At 41.9% G+C, this 18,811-nt stretch carries 17 protein-coding genes; 12 read left to right on the forward strand and 5 right to left on the reverse strand.

Annotation, left to right across the window (positions count from 1 at the left end):
* Positions 1 to 26 precede the first annotated feature (26 nt).
* From CFT42_RS07200 to CFT42_RS07255, 12 genes are all read left to right on the forward strand, one after another.
* Positions 27 to 3,623: an immunoglobulin-like domain-containing protein gene (locus CFT42_RS07200; protein ID WP_159458154.1), complete on the forward strand. Its 3,597-nt coding sequence runs from the start codon at positions 27 to 29 to the stop codon at positions 3,621 to 3,623.
* Positions 3,624 to 3,689: 66 nt separating this feature from the next.
* Positions 3,690 to 4,154, forward strand: a complete 465-nt coding sequence (locus CFT42_RS07205; RefSeq protein WP_088809675.1) for a DUF4352 domain-containing protein — start codon at positions 3,690 to 3,692, stop codon at positions 4,152 to 4,154.
* Positions 4,151 to 5,428 (forward strand): nucleotide sugar dehydrogenase, encoded by a 1,278-nt coding sequence (locus CFT42_RS07210; RefSeq protein WP_088809674.1) that lies wholly within the window; start codon positions 4,151 to 4,153, stop codon positions 5,426 to 5,428. Before CFT42_RS07205 ends, CFT42_RS07210 begins: the two co-directional genes overlap by 4 nt.
* 9 nt (positions 5,429 to 5,437) lie before the next feature.
* Positions 5,438 to 6,157, forward strand: a complete 720-nt coding sequence (locus CFT42_RS07215) for a YveK family protein (RefSeq protein WP_088815794.1) — start codon at positions 5,438 to 5,440, stop codon at positions 6,155 to 6,157.
* On the forward strand, positions 6,158 to 6,499 hold the full coding sequence (locus tag CFT42_RS07220) for a hypothetical protein (protein WP_088815795.1): 342 nt from the start codon (positions 6,158 to 6,160) through the stop codon (positions 6,497 to 6,499).
* 2 nt (positions 6,500 to 6,501) lie between these two features.
* The gene (locus CFT42_RS07225; RefSeq protein ID WP_088809671.1) at positions 6,502 to 7,158 is read left to right on the forward strand and encodes a CpsD/CapB family tyrosine-protein kinase; all 657 of its coding nucleotides are present in this window, start codon (positions 6,502 to 6,504) and stop codon (positions 7,156 to 7,158) included.
* Between the two features lie 12 nt (positions 7,159 to 7,170).
* Complete coding sequence (locus tag CFT42_RS07230; RefSeq protein ID WP_088809670.1) at positions 7,171 to 7,821, forward strand: sugar transferase; 651 nt, start codon at positions 7,171 to 7,173, stop codon at positions 7,819 to 7,821.
* A gap of 55 nt (positions 7,822 to 7,876) precedes the next feature.
* On the forward strand, positions 7,877 to 8,590 hold the full coding sequence (locus tag CFT42_RS07235) for a WecB/TagA/CpsF family glycosyltransferase (protein WP_088809837.1): 714 nt from the start codon (positions 7,877 to 7,879) through the stop codon (positions 8,588 to 8,590).
* Positions 8,572 to 9,822 carry an O-antigen ligase family protein gene (locus tag CFT42_RS07240; protein WP_088809669.1) on the forward strand — a complete coding sequence of 417 codons (1,251 nt, stop codon included), beginning with the start codon at positions 8,572 to 8,574 and terminating at the stop codon, positions 9,820 to 9,822. The genes CFT42_RS07235 and CFT42_RS07240 overlap by 19 nt, the downstream gene beginning before the upstream one ends.
* A gap of 7 nt (positions 9,823 to 9,829) precedes the next feature.
* On the forward strand, positions 9,830 to 11,245 hold the full coding sequence (locus CFT42_RS07245; protein WP_088809668.1) for a lipopolysaccharide biosynthesis protein: 1,416 nt from the start codon (positions 9,830 to 9,832) through the stop codon (positions 11,243 to 11,245).
* The gene (locus CFT42_RS07250) at positions 11,242 to 12,276 is read left to right on the forward strand and encodes a glycosyltransferase family 4 protein (RefSeq protein WP_088815796.1); all 1,035 of its coding nucleotides are present in this window, start codon (positions 11,242 to 11,244) and stop codon (positions 12,274 to 12,276) included. The genes CFT42_RS07245 and CFT42_RS07250 overlap by 4 nt, the downstream gene beginning before the upstream one ends.
* A gap of 50 nt (positions 12,277 to 12,326) precedes the next feature.
* On the forward strand, positions 12,327 to 13,136 hold the full coding sequence (locus CFT42_RS07255; protein WP_088809666.1) for a DUF368 domain-containing protein: 810 nt from the start codon (positions 12,327 to 12,329) through the stop codon (positions 13,134 to 13,136).
* 116 nt (positions 13,137 to 13,252) lie between these two features.
* On the opposite strand, the gene CFT42_RS07260 is transcribed toward CFT42_RS07255, so the two are convergent.
* From CFT42_RS07260 to fdhF, 5 genes are all read right to left on the reverse strand, one after another.
* Positions 13,253 to 13,516, reverse strand: coding sequence for a hypothetical protein (locus tag CFT42_RS07260; RefSeq protein WP_088809665.1), 264 nt, complete (start codon positions 13,514 to 13,516; stop codon positions 13,253 to 13,255).
* A 65-nt stretch (positions 13,517 to 13,581) separates the two neighbouring features.
* A complete protein-coding gene (locus CFT42_RS07265) occupies positions 13,582 to 14,376 on the reverse strand; it encodes a Cof-type HAD-IIB family hydrolase (protein ID WP_088809836.1) in 795 nt (264 codons plus the stop codon).
* A 107-nt stretch (positions 14,377 to 14,483) separates the two neighbouring features.
* Complete coding sequence (gene fdhD, locus CFT42_RS07270) at positions 14,484 to 15,269, reverse strand: formate dehydrogenase accessory sulfurtransferase FdhD (protein ID WP_088809835.1); 786 nt, start codon at positions 15,267 to 15,269, stop codon at positions 14,484 to 14,486.
* A 49-nt stretch (positions 15,270 to 15,318) separates the two neighbouring features.
* Entirely contained in the window at positions 15,319 to 15,795 is a 477-nt protein-coding gene (locus tag CFT42_RS07275; protein ID WP_088809664.1) for a helical membrane plugin domain-containing protein, read from the reverse strand.
* Complete coding sequence (gene fdhF, locus CFT42_RS07280) at positions 15,788 to 18,772, reverse strand: formate dehydrogenase subunit alpha (protein ID WP_088809663.1); 2,985 nt, start codon at positions 18,770 to 18,772, stop codon at positions 15,788 to 15,790. The genes CFT42_RS07275 and fdhF overlap by 8 nt, the downstream gene beginning before the upstream one ends.
* Positions 18,773 to 18,811: the final 39 nt, after the last annotated feature.

The following is an 18,811-nucleotide window of genomic DNA, read 5'->3' on the forward strand; positions in this document are numbered from 1 at the left end:
TAAGAGAATTGATAAAGGAGCATATTATGAAAAAAGGAATTATTTTAAGCGTGGTAAGTATCTTATTTGTTGGCCAACTTGCCACAACCATTCTGCCTGTTAGTGCATCTGCAAATGAAGGCGAAGCGCAAACAAATTTAAACGCGGCAAACGGCATTACAGTAAACACATTTACGGAGCTAAAATCAGCGCTTCTCGATAATGAGATAACAGATATCACATTAGGTGCCGATATTACATTAAGTTCCACCTTATATCCTCGTGGTACAAACAAAACCATTCATGGTAATGGTTTCACAATTAATGCCAACCTCAAACAAATTAAATTAGTTTCTTCTGGAGCAGTTGCCAAAATGGATAATATAAAAATTATCAATACAGACGTTTATGGCCTATTTTGGAGCGATGCTAACGATGTTAAAGTTACTTACAAAGATGTTGAACATACGGGGAGACAACTGGTTTACTTACCTTCTGGAGAATTAATTCTTGACGGGCAAGTATCTAGTATGTCAACTAGTGAAGAAGTTTACCAAGGTAATAAAATGACCGTTTTACCGGGTGCCACTGTTGATTTTGAATCAACTACCATAAACAGATCATTAGCACCCGTCACTCTAATGAAGACTGACAGTCAACTAATTGTTGGGGAAGGTGCCCATTTAAACATTAAATCAGCTGCGGCAAACATTTGGGGAACAACAAACACAAAACTTATAAATAATGGACATATGGATCTAACATCCGACCGATATCAAAATATTCACTTAAGTACTTATAGCACTATGCAGTTTAATAACGGTAGTACTTTAAAAGCAAATTCTGGTGATACAGTTGAAGAAGCTCTAGAAGCAACAAGCGGTTCTATTTTCGTACAGTCTGGCGCAACTTTTGAAGTCACCTCAAAGGGTACTCAAGGAACGATTATTACTGGTGACCAATTGGTTTTTGAAGATGGTTCAAATTTCTCTATTACGAACAACAATGATAGGGGTGCTGTTTTTGGCACTTACTCACGTTCTAGCGATGTTACGCTTGAATCCCAAGAAGGAATCCAAGTTTGGAATCGCGGCGCATTGACTTCTGAACCTATTAACTATGCTGGCCCATTAGTAGCCACCTTCAATTTGAACGGCTACTCATCAAGTGTATCACAATCTAAATTAGTTTCTAACAACATCAATTTCAAAGATGATTTCAAAACAAGCTCTACAGGAAAAATCACTGGTGGTAGTTTCGCGAAAGTTGAACTAATTGAAACGACGATTAATTCATTAACGGAGGAATCGACAACCGTTACTGGAACGGGCGAACCAAATTCGCTAATTGAAATCAAAGCAAATAACTCTGTACTTGGCTCTGGAACAATTGATAGTGAAGGCAACTATAGCGTCACAATTCCTGCCCAAGAAGCTGATACAGAAGTAACGGCTCAGGCGACTTTTAATGCATTAACATCTAACGTGGCTTCTACTACAGTTCAGGCGATTACTCGGTCTGGAACAATTACTCCTAACGCTTTTACAATTGGGGATGAAGCTATAACTGGTGAGTTTACGGGGGATGTTACATCCGCACGCCTTTATGTGAATGACACTTCAACGAATGGCGGTGACTTTAAGGCTGACGGGACATTTGAATTCCCTGTATCAACCGAATCGATTAAAGTTGGCGATACGGTCGAAATCGTAGCTTTAGACAAAAATGGTGAAGAATTGGATCGTAAAAACGTTGAGATTATTAGTAATTTGAGCGGTACGCTTAGCCCAGCTGCTTATTTAAATGGAAATTCAAACATTACTGGGGAATTCACTGGTGATATCAACTATGCACAGCTTCTAGTAAATGATGTACACGTGAGCTTTGGCGGAACTTTTAGCGCTGATGGTACGTTTAGCTACTATGTTGCACCTGGGACAATTAAGCTTGGCGATACCGTAACACTTCGAGGCATTCACAGAAATGATTCTGGAGAGAGAGAAGTCCTTGATACGAAACAAGTGGAAGTTATTCCGCAAGGTTCTCTTACAACTGAACCATACTCGCTTGGCACATCAAATATTGGCGGTTCATTCACTGGTGATATTAATTTTGCTCGACTTTTAGTAAATGGCATACCTGTTAGTTGGGGCGGAACTTTCAACACAGATGGAACTTTCAGCTTCTATGTTAACCCTACGCAAATTAAACTTGGTGACGTTATTACCATCGAAGGGTTCTACCGCACAGCTTCTGGGGAAACTGAAATCCTCGATACAAAACAAGTGGAAATTGCAGCGCTAGAAGGTACCCTTACTCCTGATGAATACTCACTTGGAACGTCAAATATTACAGGTGAATTTACTGGGGACATTAATTTTGCACAGCTTCTTGTAAACGGTGAATCTGTTGGTTGGGGTGGAACTTTTAATGCTGACGGAACTTTTAACTTCTATGTTAAATCTAACCGTATTACTTCTGAGGATACCGTAACACTTCGAGGATTTTACCGTGATTCTGCGGGAAATACGGAACTAATTGATACAAAACAGGTGGAGATTGCAGCGATAGCCGGTACTCTTTTGCCAGACGCATATACAATTGGCGCTTCGAACATTACAGGGCAATTTACTGGCGATATTAATTTTGCACGCCTACTTATAAATGGCGAGTCTATTGCATGGGGCGGAACTTTTAACGAAAATGGAACTTTCAACTTCTATGTTAACCCTACGCAAATTAAACTTGGTGATATCGTCACAATGGAAGGATACAATCGTACGACTACTGGTGCGACTGAAATTCTTGATACAAAACAAGTGGAAATTGTGACTTTAGAAGGCACTCTTTCCCCTGATGTATATGAAATTGGTACTACAAATATTACGGGGCAGTTTACTGGGGATATTAATTTTGCACAGCTGCTCATAAACGGTGAATCTATCGCTTGGGGTGGAACTTTTAACGAAGATGGAACTTTCAGCTTCTATGTTAATCCTACGCAAATTAAGCTTGGCGACATCGTCATAATCGAAGGATTCAATCGTGCAACTTCTGGAGATACTGAGATTCTTGCAACAGAACAAATTGAGATTTCAGCTTTAGAAGGTACTCTTTTACCGGACATCTATGCACTTGGTACTTCGAATATCACGGGGCAGTTTACTGGGGATATTAATTTTGCACAGCTGCTCATAAACGGTGAGTCTGTAGCTTGGGGTGGCGTTTTTAACCCAGATGGAACTTTCGCCTTCTACGTTAATCCTACTCAAATTACACTTGGGGACGTTGTTACAATCAAAGGATTCAATCTGGCAGTTTCTGGGGAGACTGAACTCCTTGATACGAAACAAGTAGAAATCGCGACTTTAGAAGGTACCATTACTCCCTCTGACTATACACTAGGATCTTCAGAAATTACCGGGGAATATACGGGGGATATTAATTTCGCACGATTAGTTGTAAATGGAACGCCAACAAATCGCTGGGGCGGCGTTTTTAATCCAGATGGAACTTTTAGCTTCTTCATCTCACCAAACTATATTAAATCAGGCGATGAAGTTGAGATTCAAGCGATGTATCGCACAACTACACGTGAAACCAAAATTTTAGACACAGAAGTAGTGACGCTTGTTAATCCGTAAGTAAGTGATTGGTTCGCTAGTTGCGGCTAGCGAACCGTTTATTAAAACAAATGAGGTGCAACTTTTATGAAAAAAGCTTTAATTAGCATTGGCCTAAGTAGTGTATTACTACTAACGGCGTGTTCAAGTGACGGGAATCAAGAATATAAAGCAGAGAAAACTGAACAAAAGGCAAAAGCTGAAACAAAGGATACGGTTGTAGACGGGCTTAAAATTGTAATCAAAAATCAGGAAGTAAATGAAAAAGTGACGGAGAAAGAAACGCAGAAATTATATACTTTTACAATTTCTGGTGAGAATATGGCGTCTACCAATAAAGGACTGGGTGCGGTGGATTTTGTTTTAAAAACGAAAGATGGTAAGGAATTCGAGGTCGATCCTTCGATGGCGATGTTCGGCGATGAAATTAAGCCAGGCAAAACACTTGAAGGCAAAGCTTCTTTTGCAATTCCGGAAAATCAAACGGCGATGAAACTTATTTATAAACCACTAGATAAAGAATTGGCTGAGTGGGATGTGGAGGAATCATGAAAATTGTCATAATTGGACTGGGCTATATTGGACTTCCGACTGCGCTTATGTTCGCGAAACACGGGGCGGATGTCGTTGGGGTGGATGTTTCTAGGCGGGTGGTAGACTTTTTAAACGCTGGGCAGGTGCCCATTGAAGAGTATGGTTTAGCGGAATATTTGACGGACGCGCTGGCGAAGCAGAAATTTAAAGCGAGTTTAACAGCTGAAACCGGTGACGTGTTTATTATTGCCGTTCCGACGCCGAATGTGGAAGATGAATTCGGGAGTTGCGACCTAACGTACGTCAAACAGGCGATGGAGTCGATTCTGCCACATTTGAAATCGGGCAATACGATTATCGTTGAATCTACCATCTCACCGCGCGTAACGGAGGACATTATCCAACCTTTAATCCAAAAAGAAGGGTTTGTTACTGGCGAAGATATTTTTCTGGCGCATTGTCCGGAGCGTGTTCTTCCGGGGAAAATCTTGCACGAACTTGTTTACAATAACCGCATTATTGGTGGGGTCACAGAGAAGTGCACCGAAAAGGTTAAAGAAATATACGGCCTTTTTGTGCAAGGCAAATTGCTGAGCGCGACTGCGAGTGTCGCAGAATTGTCTAAGCTGATGGAAAACACATATCGCGACACCAATATTGCGCTCGCCAATGAACTTGTCCAAATCGGCGACGAACTCGGCATTGATGCGCTAAGCGTAATCGAGCTGGCCAATCAACACCCAAGGGTAGATATTCACCAACCGGGTCCTGGCGTAGGCGGCCACTGCCTAGCCGTTGATCCACATTTCATCATTGCAGAGGCCCCGAACGAAGCACGGCTTATCCGCCAAGCAAGGCAAATCAATCGCAATATGCCTAATTTTATTTTCCAAAAAACACTCACAATTATGGAGGAAAATAATGGAAAAACGATAACCGTATTAGGCTTAGCCTACAAAGGAAATATAGACGACACGCGTGAAAGCCCCGCCCTCCAAATTGTAAACCAGCTACAAACCTTAACGGCGTATGACATTCGTACATTTGACCCTTATGTAGCAAGTTCAGATACATATAGCCTTGAATCGGCTCTTTTAGGGAGCGACTTAGCGCTCGTTTTAACTGACCATGATGCATTTAAGGCGATGCCTGATAACATCATTCATGGTATGAGAACCCCCATTTTATTCGATACAAAGAATTGTATTTCTAGAAAAAATGCTTTTGAACAGCACTTTACACTCGGCCATCTTCCGACTGACAAAAAAAGAAGCAAAAGCTTTATAAACTAGGAGAATATTATGAACGAACAAATTGATTTAAAACAAATTATGCTCGCTATTCGCAAAAATGGTTGGTGGATTGTTGGAATTGTCACAATGACAGTTCTTTGTATGTTCATCTATCTCCAGTACATCGCCACTCCTATTTATCAAAAGAGCACACAAATTTTAGTTAATCAGTCTGAAAGCTCGCCAAATGATAGTTTAGATTCACAAACTGTGCAGGCGGACTTGCAACTGGTAGACACGTACAGCTCAATTATTTTAAGTCCGCGGATTTTAAATGGCGTTGAGCAAGACTTGGGAAATCTTTATGACACAGAGGAACTAGCAGAAATGATTCAGGTAACAAACGCGACTAATTCACAGGTCATTGATATAAGTGTTAAAAATCCAGATCCAAAACTAGCCGCTCAAATTGCTAATTCCACTGCTAAGGTATTCACTAAAGAAATGCCGAGTATCATGAAAGTCGATAATGTGACTACTTTATCAGAAGCCCAGTTTTTAGGCAACGAGCCGCCGATTGCGCCTCAAAAAACTTTGTTGCTTATACTCGCCGTATTTATGGGACTTTTTTTCGCATTTTGTTTTATTTTCATCAGATTATTGTTTAAGCGTACGTTTACCTCGGCAGATGAAATTGAAGAGATTTTACAGCTAAATGTGCTGGGTGAAGTGAGTACATTTCATGCTTTTGAACGGGCCAAAAAAAGACTACAAAAAGGAGCCAGATAAATGCGTTTATTCAGAAAAAAATGTTCCAGTACTGAAGATAATAAAAATAAGCGAGTCACTTTCATTACTTCTCCGGAATTAGACACTGAACAATTCGATATGGAATCGAGTTCGCAGACTTTTGAGCATGCCTTGCCACAACAAAATTGGCTACTTAAAATTGCTGGTTTTACAGGAATTTACTTCGACTTTAGTTTTATTTTCATCAAATTATTATTCAGGCGTACGTTTACTTCAACAAATGAAATCGAGAAATTTTTACACGTACATGTGCTCGGTGTAGTGAAATTAATTCAAATAAGTGATGAAATCCCAATGAAACTACGAAAAGGAGCAAGGTGAATATGTATCCATCAAATAAAAATTCTAGAAGCAATTACTACTCTCCTACAAGTGAACAATTTAAATTAATTCGTACTGGGATTGATTTATCTGGAATTGATAAAGATAGGCAAGTCATTTTAATTACTTCTCCAGAATCAGGCACTGGAAAATCCACCGTAGCCTCCCACCTTGCAATCGCTTATGCCGAAAAAGGGGCACGCACACTTTTAATCGATGCCGATATGCGTAGACCCATGTTACATAAACGATTTTCAAAAAATTTACATCTTGGTTTGTCCAACGTGATTACAAATGAGATCGAGTTAGAAGATGGGCTCCAAGAGGTGTTGCTAGATTCAGCGTCATTCGCTCTTTTAACTAGCGGCACAATACCTCCGAATCCAAACGACTTACTTTCCTCTCAAAAAATGGCTAATCTTATCGGAAGATTACGGGAATGTTTCGATAAAATCATCATTGATACGCCACCTATCACAGTTGTTTCAGATGCACTTGTTTTAGCGGACGAAACAGATGGCACCATTTTGATTTGTAGGTATCAAAAGACTTTAAAAGAACAAGCAAAATATGCAGCCAAGCAACTTCAGCTTTCAAAAGCTAAATTAATTGGCGTCATTTTTAACGGTACAAAAAATACCGAAAACTATTATTACTAAGGAGCTAAGTACATGGAACAAAGTAAACTCAGCATGGCATTCCAAGCGACTGATAAAACAAATTATACGAAATGGAAGATTCGTTGCGACCGTTTTTTAAGCGTGTTTGCGTTACTTCTCCTGTCCCCGCTTTTTCTCTTCGTAGCGATTTGCATTAAAGTGACTGACTGGAAAGCTCCAGTTATTTTCAAGCAAGAGCGTGTAGGAAAAAATGGGAAAGTTTTTTATATGTACAAATTCCGAACGATGTGTACGGATGCTGAATCCCAATTAAGTACGATTTTAAAACTAAACGACGTTACAGGTGCGATGTTTAAAATGAAAAATGATCCTCGCATAACAAAAATCGGCCGCTTATTGCGCAAAACGAGCTTGGATGAGTTGCCACAAATTTGGAACGTAGTAAAAGGTGATATGAGCCTTGTTGGGCCTAGGCCGCCGCTACCGCGCGAAGTTGCCGTTTATTCTACGTACGATAAACAACGCCTTCTTGTCACTCCTGGTTGTACGGGATTATGGCAGGTAAGCGGACGAAACGAGCTTAGCTTTGAGGAAATGGTGGAACTGGATTTGCATTATATTCGCCACCTGTCTTGGAAAATGGACTTTAAAATTTTTTTCAAAACTTTTGTTGTCCTGCTCGTACCAAAAGGAGCGTATTAGCGTGAAGGAAGAAAAGAGAATTCATTTGCTGGGCAGTGACTTAGATGCGCTTACGATGAATGAAACGCTCCTGCGTATTGAGCACCTTATTTTAAACCAAAAGCCGAGTCAACATGTTGTGATTAATGCGAGCAAAATAAATTTGATGGCGGAGGATGCGGCGCTTCGGGCGATTGTAAATGAAAGTCCGCTTGTGAATGCAGATGGTCAGTCTATTGTTTGGGCGGCGCGTTTTCTAGGCTATGATGTGCCGGAACGCGTGACGGGAATTGATTTATTTGAAAATTTGGTGGCTCTGGCGGCACAAAAGAGCTGGCGGCTCTACTATTTTGGGGCGACGGAGGAAGTGGTGAAGTGTGTTGTAGACAAGCATTTGAAAGCTTATCCGGGTTTAGAGATTGCGGGGTTTCGCAATGGCTATTTTGATGATTTAGAATCGGTTCAAATTGCGCAGGAGATTCGGGCCAGTCGTGCGGATATATTATTTGTCGCTTTTTCCTCCCCCAAAAAAGAATTTTGGGTTCACAGCCACAAGGAAATGATGCAAGTGCCTTTTGCGATGGGTGTTGGCGGGAGTTTTGATGTGCTTGCTGGTAAGACAAAACGCGCGCCAAGATGGATGCAAAAAGCTGGGCTGGAATGGTTTTACCGCTTTATACAGGAACCTAGGCGCATGTTTAAACGCTATATCATCGGGAATTTCCGCTTCCTGACACACGTTCTTCGGGAAAAAAGCAGACGAGGCATAAGATGGCAAAAACACCGCTAAATATAGCTGTTTTTATTGTACTTGTTGCGATTTTCCCGCTCATTGATTTCTTAAATGGTTTTTTCCTGACATCTGGTTATATGATTCCCATTGGCATTGTCTATCGTTTTTTCTTTTTTATCTTTCTCATTAGCATGATTTGTATTGAAAAGATTCCTAAGACGGCTTTAACGTTTGTCACCTTCCTGTTTATTGCTGGCAATCTTGGCATCTTGCTTTTCCAAAGTATAATTTTACAAAATCCATTCACTTGGATTGCTGCGGATATTTCTGTATTTGTTAAATATTTTTTATGGGCACTCATTCCGTACTATATTTATCAACGAAAAACGCTATTTCAAGCGCTGCATTATGAAAAAATTTTTATTGTCATCAGCCTACTATTTACGGTACTTCTACTTGTCCCTTATGCACTAGGTGTTGGGCACCAGACTTATGATAATTCAGACGCTGGTTATAAAGGCTTCTTTTTTGCGAATAATGACACAAGTTTTGCTTTTATTGTATCGCTAACCTTTACGGCTCAAGCACTCATTCAATCGTTACAAGGAAGATGGAATTTCCGCTTGCTGTTCTTTCTTCTGCTTTATTCCGGAAATATGCTTTGTTTATTACTCGTTGGGACGAAAACTGGCATTGTTTATGGTGTTGTGATAAGTGTCATCGTGCTCATTCGCCTTTTATTTTTCGTTAGATATCGTTCAGTGACACAGAAAATCTTCGTTTGGTTTGCTTGTCTCTTTTTAGTTGGGTGGTTGCTCGTTCGCGGCTTGGCCTATGCGGGACAACTGATTGCAGGGACGTACGACCGAATGGTGTATTTTTATCATTTATACGACGGAAATTTAGTTCGGTTGTTAACGAGCTCAAGAAGTGATTTTTTGGAAGGCGGATTAAGCTTTTTCCTAGATAGCTTACACCCTATTTTCACGGTAGCTTTTGGTCAAGGTTTTGAATATCGATTAGAACAGTATGGCCGGCTTGGATTAATCGAAATGGATTTTTTTGATACGTTATTTGGGCTCGGCCTGTTCGGGATCCTACTTCTTGTTACTTTGTTAGGCTACTACGGTGTGATTGCGTTAAAAAAACAAAATCGTTCGCTCCATAGTTTTCTCTTTTTCATCATTATTCTATATAGTTTTTTCGCCGGGCACGTCTTGTTTTCAGCGCTCTCTTCAACCCTTTTAGGACTTGTTTGCGGCGGGATTATTTTATCAAAGAAAGAGTGAGATTCATTTGAAGAAATTATTAATTCGGTTTGGGCAATTTTCAATCGGCTCACTCGGCGCGGCGCTCCTCAATTTAATATTGATACCTATCACAACTTACTTTTTAACGCCCGCAGAATACGGGAAAACAAGTATGTTTCTACTCGCGCAAACGCTTCTTATTTATGTGATTTACTTAGGATTCGATCAAGCTTTTACAAGGGAATTTCATAGTTACGCGCAAAAAACGCGTTTGCTTATTCAATCGATGATGACGCCGCTTTTTACTTCATGCATTTTAATTGCGGGCATGTGTCTATTTGCTTCTACAATTTCCGAATGGCTTTTTGCGGATTCAAATTATGAAGTTGCTGTTTATTTGCTTGCTTTCTCCATCATTTTACTCATTTTTGAACGTTTCATTTTATTGTTTGCTCGAATGGAAAATCGAGCGATTACTTTTTCTATTTATTGTATTGGTATTAAGTTGGCCATTTTAGTTGGCACAATCACGGCATTGCTTTTATTTGAGCCTACTTTTATTACCGTTGTTTACGGCATGTTAATTGGGCAGATGATTGGGGATTTCATTCTTATTTTGTTTAACTTGCCACTGTTTAAAACGTTCAGACAAAAACCGGACAAAGCGCTCATTAAACATCTTGCTAAATTTGGCTTGCCTGTCGCAATTGGTACTTTTCTTTACAGTTTATTTCTCATCATCGACAAATTATTTTTACGCTACTTCTCGAGCTTTGACGAGCTTGGGATTTATACTGCAGCGTTTAAAATTGCCAGTGCTTTAATGGTTTTGCAGGTGAGTTTTGGGAATTTCTGGATTCCTACTGCATACGAATGGTACGAGCAGAAAAAGCCCGTCATCTACTACAAAAGGGTGAGCGATACGGTCATGTTTGGGGTCGCGTTCTTTTTCCTCGCTATGCTTTTCTTTAAGGACTGGATTGTCGTGATTCTCTCGCCAGCGTACAGCGAGGCACAATATATTTTCCCGTTTCTCTGCTTCTATCCGCTCATGATGACGGTTAGCGAAACGACAAATCTCGGCATCGTTTTTTTAAAGAAAAGCGTGCTAAACATTTACGTGTCGATCATCGCCCTCGTCATTTCTGTCGCGCTAAACATTGCGCTCGTCCCAGTTTATGGCGCAATTGGAGCCGCTATCGCAACGGGAACCGCCTTCATCAGCTACTTTCTCGCCCGCACTTTTTTCTCCATGCGCATTTGGGAAGGCTTTTCCGTCACACGCCACATCATCGTAACGGGGCTGTTATACGGTTTATCACTTTATAGCGTTATTTTTAAAGACACTTTGCTCGAAAAAGGACTCGTTTTAAGTGCGCTCATCTTCCTGATTGTCCTTTATCAAAAAGAGCTCAAACAAACGTTTCGTTTACTTCAAAAGAAAGGAATTAAAAATGAATGAACATTTTAATGGTCGGTCCAAACCCAAAGGAAAAAGGCGGAATGGCAACGGTCATCGCGAATTTCAAACAGTATTATACGAGTGATACGCATCATTTATTCTTTTTCAGTTCATGGTCTGCAGAAAACAAATGGCAGACTGAATGGCGGGCGCTTCGTTCGATTCGGCGCATCATTTTTGAAAAGAAAATTGATATTGTGCATTTTCATGTCGCGCAAAAGGGCAGTTTCTTTCGAAAGGCCTTTTTAAAAAAATTAGTTCCAAACCATTGTAAAACGGTATTTCATATGCACGCTTCACATTTTGATGTATTTTATAAAAAAAGTAACCGCATGTTGCGATTTTGGATTCGTCGAACGTTTAATCAAACGGATCATGTGGTGGTTTTAAGCGGGGAATGGGCGGAATTTTACCGGAGGCTAACTAAAACGCCGATTTCGGTCATTCAAAACGCGGTGCACCTTCCTGAAAAGCCCCTTTATAATAAAAAAGCGCGTACGATTGTGACGTTTGGGCGAATCGGCGAGCGAAAAGGAAGCTATGATTTGCTTAAAGTGGCAGCGCGCATTCAGCCGGCGTTCCCAGATGTACGTTTTGTGCTCTACGGCGACGGGGAAATCGAAAAAGTCACGGCTCAAATTGACAAGCTCGGGCTTACAAATGTGGCACTAGGCGGCTGGATTTCAAAAGAGGATCAGCAGGTCATTTTAAAAGCGAGCATGTTGCACTTTTTGCCGTCCTATCACGAAGGCCTACCTATGGCAATTTTAGAAACCATGGCCGCTGGAATTCCAAACATTTCCACACATATCGGTGGCATCGCAGACGTCATTGAACACCAGCAAAACGGCATTCTGACCGCACCAGGCGATGTTGCCAATATGACGAATCAACTAACTAAACTTTTAGAACAACCTGCTCTTCGGGAAAAATATGCGGAAAGCGCGCGCCAAAAAATTGCATCTGGCTTTTCAATTGAAACCTACCACACAAATTGGTCTGCTTTTTACAATCAGTTGATAACATGTTAAAATTTACATTCCAGACAATTTATTGTTAATTTTTTTACTAGGAGTGTTGTATGCGAGTTATTAACTTTTTTAAAGGTATGGCTATGGGAACCGTCGAGACAGTTCCCGGAATTAGCAGCAGTACCGTCGCCATGTTGCTTGGTATTTATGAAAATATTATCGATGCGCTTCACCATTTAACGACCAAAAAATGGAAGACGCACATGCTTTATTTGCTCCCCATTTTAATTGGAATGGCATGCGGAATGGGCGTCTCCGTTTTGGTCGTGCACTATTTACTAGAAAATTACAACGTCCAAGTTCACGCTTTATTTATGGGGTGTATTCTCGGAATGCTCCCATTAATTTGGCAAAGCGGCAAAAAAATCGGTGAGCGCTATCAATTCAAGCATTTTTTCATCATGGTGCTGTTTTTTGCTTTTATTTTAATCTTAAATTTTTCGCTTGAAGAAACGCATTTCCAAATTACACAAGCTACCGCTTTTGATTATGCCTATCTCTTTTTTGCCGGCTTTCTAGCTAGCATCGCACTTGTTGCCCCCGGCATAAGCGGCGCGCTCATTTTGATGATTCTAGGCGTTTACGAAACCGCGCTTGATGCGCTAATAGACTTCGATTTTAAAATTATCATCGCCATGGCATTAGGCGTTCTTATCGGTATTCTCGTCACAAGCAAACTCATTCGTTTTCTCATTCAAAAATTCCGCACCGCTGCCCACGCCGGAATACTCGGACTGCTTGCCGGCTCATTTTTCATTCTTTTCCCAAAAGAAAATTTTACGGTTTTCGAATTCATCATAAGCTTTATCATTCTAGTTGTAACCACTTTCGCTGTATACAAATTCAGCTTTAGACAATAAAAAACTGCACCTATAAGATGCAGTTTGATACAAAACAAAATTACTATGCCACATTAGACTGGTGAGAAATGATGAGATTCTAGGCAAAGCCGTGTGCCGCATCATTTTTTATCAGTCTAACTTTTTTCGTCTAATAAGTCGCTCTCATTAAATTTAATTTTCGCCTCGCAATGCGGGGTTTTCCATTTTAATTTACGCGACATTTTTTCTTCATCATTTTTTTCAAAAAGAAGCTTGCTCCCTTTACTTAGAAGCGGAATTGCAATTAAAACGCCGACAAGGGTTAACAGAGCAATAAAACCAATAAAAATTAAACTTGCACCGATGGCAATAACAAAGGCTTTTTTCAAGAAATGTCCAATATCAAACTTTTCTTCCAAATTCATCAGCTCCCTATCTTTATCGATAGTTTTATCATATCATGAAACGATGCTAGCGGCGAATTTTAGCCCAAAATGTGCTCTTCCAAAAAGAGAGCTAAACCACCCTCATCATTTGTTTTTGTGATAAAATCGGCACGTTCCAAAGCGAGCGGTATGCCGTTTTGCATCGCGACACCCATTTTGGCTAACATGAGCATGCCAACATCATTTTCATTGTCCCCAAACGAAACGGTTTTCGCTAAATCAATGTAGCCATGTTCGGCTAAATAGTTCAGGCCATGCGCCTTATCAATCCCCGGGTTCATAATGTCGATCAAATTTTTCGCGGAGGCAAGCACAGATAAATCAAATGGGCGAAGCGCCTCTTTAATTGTTGCGCGCTTTTCGGCGTCTTCTTCAATCACCAAAATTTTCAGCGGGAATTCGCCATCTGCAAGCTCATCAAGCGGCGTTTTCGTAATCGTAATCGGCACTTGTTCGTTTTCAGGCAGCACTTTATTTTGTTCGTTAAAAAACGCAATTTTACCAGAATTAGATGGTCCTAAGATTCGTTTCGTCGTATAAATGTGATAATTCGCATTTAGCGGGCGAAGCACTTCCAATACACTTTCAATTGTTTCTAGCGCTAAATCGCTTTTAAACAAAATCTCACCAGTTTGAAAATCGCGCACGAGGCCCCCGTTGCAAGAAATTACTGGTTTTGTAATTTTTAGCTCGTGAATAAATGGTAAAATCGCTAAATCTAAACGACCAGTTGCCAGAAATAAATTTTTTCCGTCTTTTTGCCATTCAAGCAAACGCTCTTTATTATGCGGGTGAATCGCGTCCCCCGCGCTCACAAGCAGCGTTCCGTCCATATCTGTCACAATCGTATCAATCGTCAAGTCTATCGCACCTTTCCCTTCATATACTCGTCATTATAACGGATAATCGCTAAAAGACGCAAGACGAGGAGCCCTTTTGTTTAAAATATTCGCTCTGGTTTGGTGTACACATTCATCGTGTCTTGACGAATGAAACCGACTGTCGTAATGCCAAGTTCAGCTGCCATATTAATCGCGAGTTCAGTTGGCGCCGAACGCGATAAAATGATACCGCAGCCAAGTTTCGCCGTTTTTACTAAAATTTCCGATGAGATTCGCCCACTGAAAATGACAATTTTATCCGAAACGGTAATGTCGTTTTTTAAACAATGCCCGTAAATCTTGTCGAGTGCATTATGCCGCCCAATATCCATTCGACTGCAGATTAGCCCGTCAGGCGTGGTGAGCCCCGCATTATGAACGCCGCCCGTCTGATGAAATGTGCCCGATGTCGCTTCAAATTCGCGCATTCTTTCAAAAATTTGCGCCACCCCAATTGAAATCCCCGTTTCATTGTAACTTTCAAGCAAAGAGGCATCCGATTGGAAATAAAAATTTTCTCTTGATTTCCCGCAACACGACGTAATATAACGCTTTGCGCGATACTTGGCGTTAAATTGGTTGACGAAATTCGCCGTCACATGCGCGTGCCCTGTCGCCTCAATGATTTCGATTTTATCGATGTCCGAAACGCCACGAATGACACCTTCTGACGTTAGAAAGCCCACAATTAAATCCTCTAAATATTCCGGTGTGCAGACGATGGTTACAAGTTCTTGTTTATTCACATAAATGGTCAGCGGATATTCCACAGCAATTTCTGCCGTTTTTTCATGTTTTATCCCATTTTCATACCGAATAATGCTTTTTTGTACGCTCACATCCATCGTGCCAGCCCCTTCCAAAGAAAGCCTCCAGCAATTTGGAGGCTCGCATTTATTTTAAATTTTTACCCATTTCTTTTAAAAATGTAACCCCGTAACGCAGCGTGCGGTTTACATCAGGATCTTTTAGCGCCTTCATTAAACCAAACAGCCCCAAAATCTCCTCGTTTTCCGCCGCCGCCTGAGCAGCCTGAGTCGCTTCTTTTATATTTTCAAGCATCTTTTCAGTTGTTTCCGGCTTTGTTTCTGTTAAAAGCTGGCTCGACAACATCAAATTGTTTATCGCATTCGTAACGGGTTCTTTGCGCCACTCATTTAAAACGGTTTTCGTAATATCTTCTTTCGCCTTCATCGCACTATTTACGGTTTCAAGCGCGCCTGAGTCGCGCAACAATTTGACGAGTTCGAGTATTTCAAGAAAACCAGATTCATCGGCGGCAATGCCTTTTTTAAGCTCAGCTAGGCGGATTTTTTCCTGTTCTTCTTTTGACGGAGTCGTGTCGCGAATTTTCGATATCGGTTCAGCCATTTTGTTTCTCTCCTTTACAGCCACAGCTTCCGCCGCATGCACAATTTACTTTGGAAATCGGTTCATAGTCCGCACGCTTCCATTTCCGCTCAACTTCTACGCCATTTTGCGGATAACGTTTGCGGTTTCGTGGATTGTGGTCAGGAAGCGGATTTTTACCTTCTTTTTCCAGAACCTTCATTGCCACTTTCGTTTGCTTATAAGCTGGCGTTTTCGTCCGCACATCGCCCGCACTAGACGTAAGCAAATTAACCGCTGTTTCGCTGCTCACCGAATGCATCGGCACATAGACTTCCTTACCTTTCATTCGGTCAGTCACAACGGCGCGGAGCTTAATCCGACCATACGGAGAACTAAGGCGCACAAGCGAACCACTTTCAATTTCACGTTCTTTCGCAAGTTCAGGCGAAACCTCGACAAACACTTCTGGAAGCTTGTAATCAAGTCCTTTTGATTTATCCGTCAAATTCCCCTCGTGGAACTGTTCCAGCAAGCGTCCGTTGTTTAGCTGCAAATCGTACTCTTCCGGAAACTCAATCGGTGGAACATACGGCAACGTTGAAAATTGTGCCTTACCATCAGGGAAATTAAAACGTTCTTTGTATAAAAGGGGCATATCTTGACCTGCTTCATCAACCGGCCAAACGAGACTACTGAAGCCTTCCAAGCGGTCGTAGCGGACCCCACGGAAAAACGGTGCGAGACTCGCGATTTCGTCCATAATGTCACTTGGATGTGCGTAATCCCAATTGGCTCCGCAGGCACGTGCCACTTCTTGCGTAATCCACCAGTCGGGTTTTGAGTCCCCAAGTGGCTTCATCACTTCATACAAGCGCTGTACGCGCCGCTCCGTATTCGTAAACGTCCCTTCTTTTTCGAGCGAAGGCGACGCCGGCAAAATGACATCCGCAAATTGCGCGGTTTTGGATAAGAATACATCTTGTACAACAAAGAAATCTAATTTCGCAAGCGTTTCCTGTACGTGATTCACGTTTGAATCCACCCACGCCATTTCTTCCCCTACAAGGTACATCGCGTGCAGTGTTCCCGCTTCAATCGCATCAAGCATCTCATTGTTTTTCAGTCCCGGTTTATCTGAAATTGATACGCCATAAGCCGCTTCAAAACGTGCGCGTACCTCATCATCGGCTAGGGGCTGAACACCAGGCAAGACATTCGGCAAAGAGCCCATATCGCAAGCGCCTTGCACGTTATTGTGCCCACGTAGCGGGTATGCACCAGCGCCTTTTCTGCCAAAGTTTCCTGTCACGAGGAGTAAGTTCGCGATTGCTGAAGATGTATGCGAACCCGCGATATTTTGTGTAACGCCCATGCCCCAACAAACTGAAGTGCCGTCTGCTTCGTGCACCATTTCGGCAATTTCCTTAAGCGTTTCCACGGACAGTCCCGTTTCTTGCTCGGCATACTCCAATGTGAACGGCTCAAGGAATTCGAGGTAGTCTGCCACATTTGAAATTCGGTGATTCATAAATTCGGCATCATGCCAGTTTTGGTCGATGATATATTTGGCAACAGCCGTCAGCCAGACAAAATCCGTCCCTTGTTTCGGGTGAATAAATTTGTCGGCGCGTTCTGCCATTTCGTGACGTCGCAAATCTGAAACGAGCATTTTAGCCCCGTTATATTTTTGGGCACGTTTAATTCGGCTCGCAATGACAGGGTGTCCATCAGCCGGGGAACAGCCAACTAACATGATTAGCCCAGCTGATTCAATATCGTCAACCGTACCTGAATCGGCGCCAATGCCGACAGTGCGTGTTAGCCCATCAGATGCAGGCGCCTGACAATACCGTGAGCAGTTATCGACGTTGTTTGTCTCAAAAACTTGGCGAGCGATTTTTTGCATCAAATAATTCTCTTCGTTTGTGGTTTTAGATGAGCTAATAAACCCGAGCGCATCGTTGCCAAATTTCGCTTGTGTTTCACGTAAGCGCGTCGCCACCGTTTTAAGCGCCTCTTCCCAGCTCACCGGCACAAATTCGTCCCCTTGCCGAACGAGCGGCGATGTGAGCCGTTTATCACTATTCACGAAATCCCAGCCAAATTTCCCTTTGACACATGTCGCAAATTTATTAACTGGACCTTCGCCAGTCGGTTCCACTTTCAAAATTTTACGATCTTTTGTCCACACTTCAAACGTACAGCCGACCCCGCAAAATGTGCAGACGGTTTTCGTTTTTTTCGTCCGCGTATCGCGCATCGCCGCTTCCATTTCAGAAACAGCAAAAACAGTTTGATAGTTCGGCTCCACTTTTTTCACCATATCAATCATTGGTTCAAGCACATCTTCGTCTAAACCAGTCATAAAACCAGCTTGACCAAGCATCGATTTCTCCATCATCGCATTACATGGACACACGGTAGAACAAAGTCCACAAGACACGCAAGATGAAAGATTTGCTGGCCGGTCGTCATCCCAAATAACCCGCGGCTGCTCCCGCTCCCAGTCAATCGACAGCGTTTCATTCACCTGAACGCTCTGACAAGCTTCCACACATCGCCCGCATAAAATACATTGGTCGGGGTCATAACGATAAAACGGGTGCGAAAAGTCATTTAAGTAACCTTTTTCCCGGTAAGGTCGTGTTTGCCCTTCAATCCCTAACATTTCAGTCGTATTATGTACGCGGCAATTGCCATTATTATTATCGCAAACCGTGCAGTAAAGCAGATGGTTCTCCAAAATTCGGTCCATCGCTTCTAGCTGAGCATCAGTTGCTTTCTCTGAATCCGTTTGTACTTCCATTCCCGCTTTAAACTCGGTACTGCACGCCCGAACAAGCTCCCCGTCCACTTCACACATGCACGTATCGCAAGATTGAATTGGCCCCATTTGCTCGCTATAACATATATGCGGGTGTTTGATTTCTTTTTCATTCAAATAATCTAAAATTCTTTTTCCCGAGTCAACTTCATGTTCCGCCCCATTTATCTTGACGGTGATTTTTGTCCCCATGACTTTTCCTCCTCCATCATTCGCTCTCTATAGAAAACG

Source organism: Listeria goaensis (genome assembly GCF_900186125.1).
Lineage (GTDB): Bacteria > Bacillota > Bacilli > Lactobacillales > Listeriaceae > Listeria > Listeria goaensis.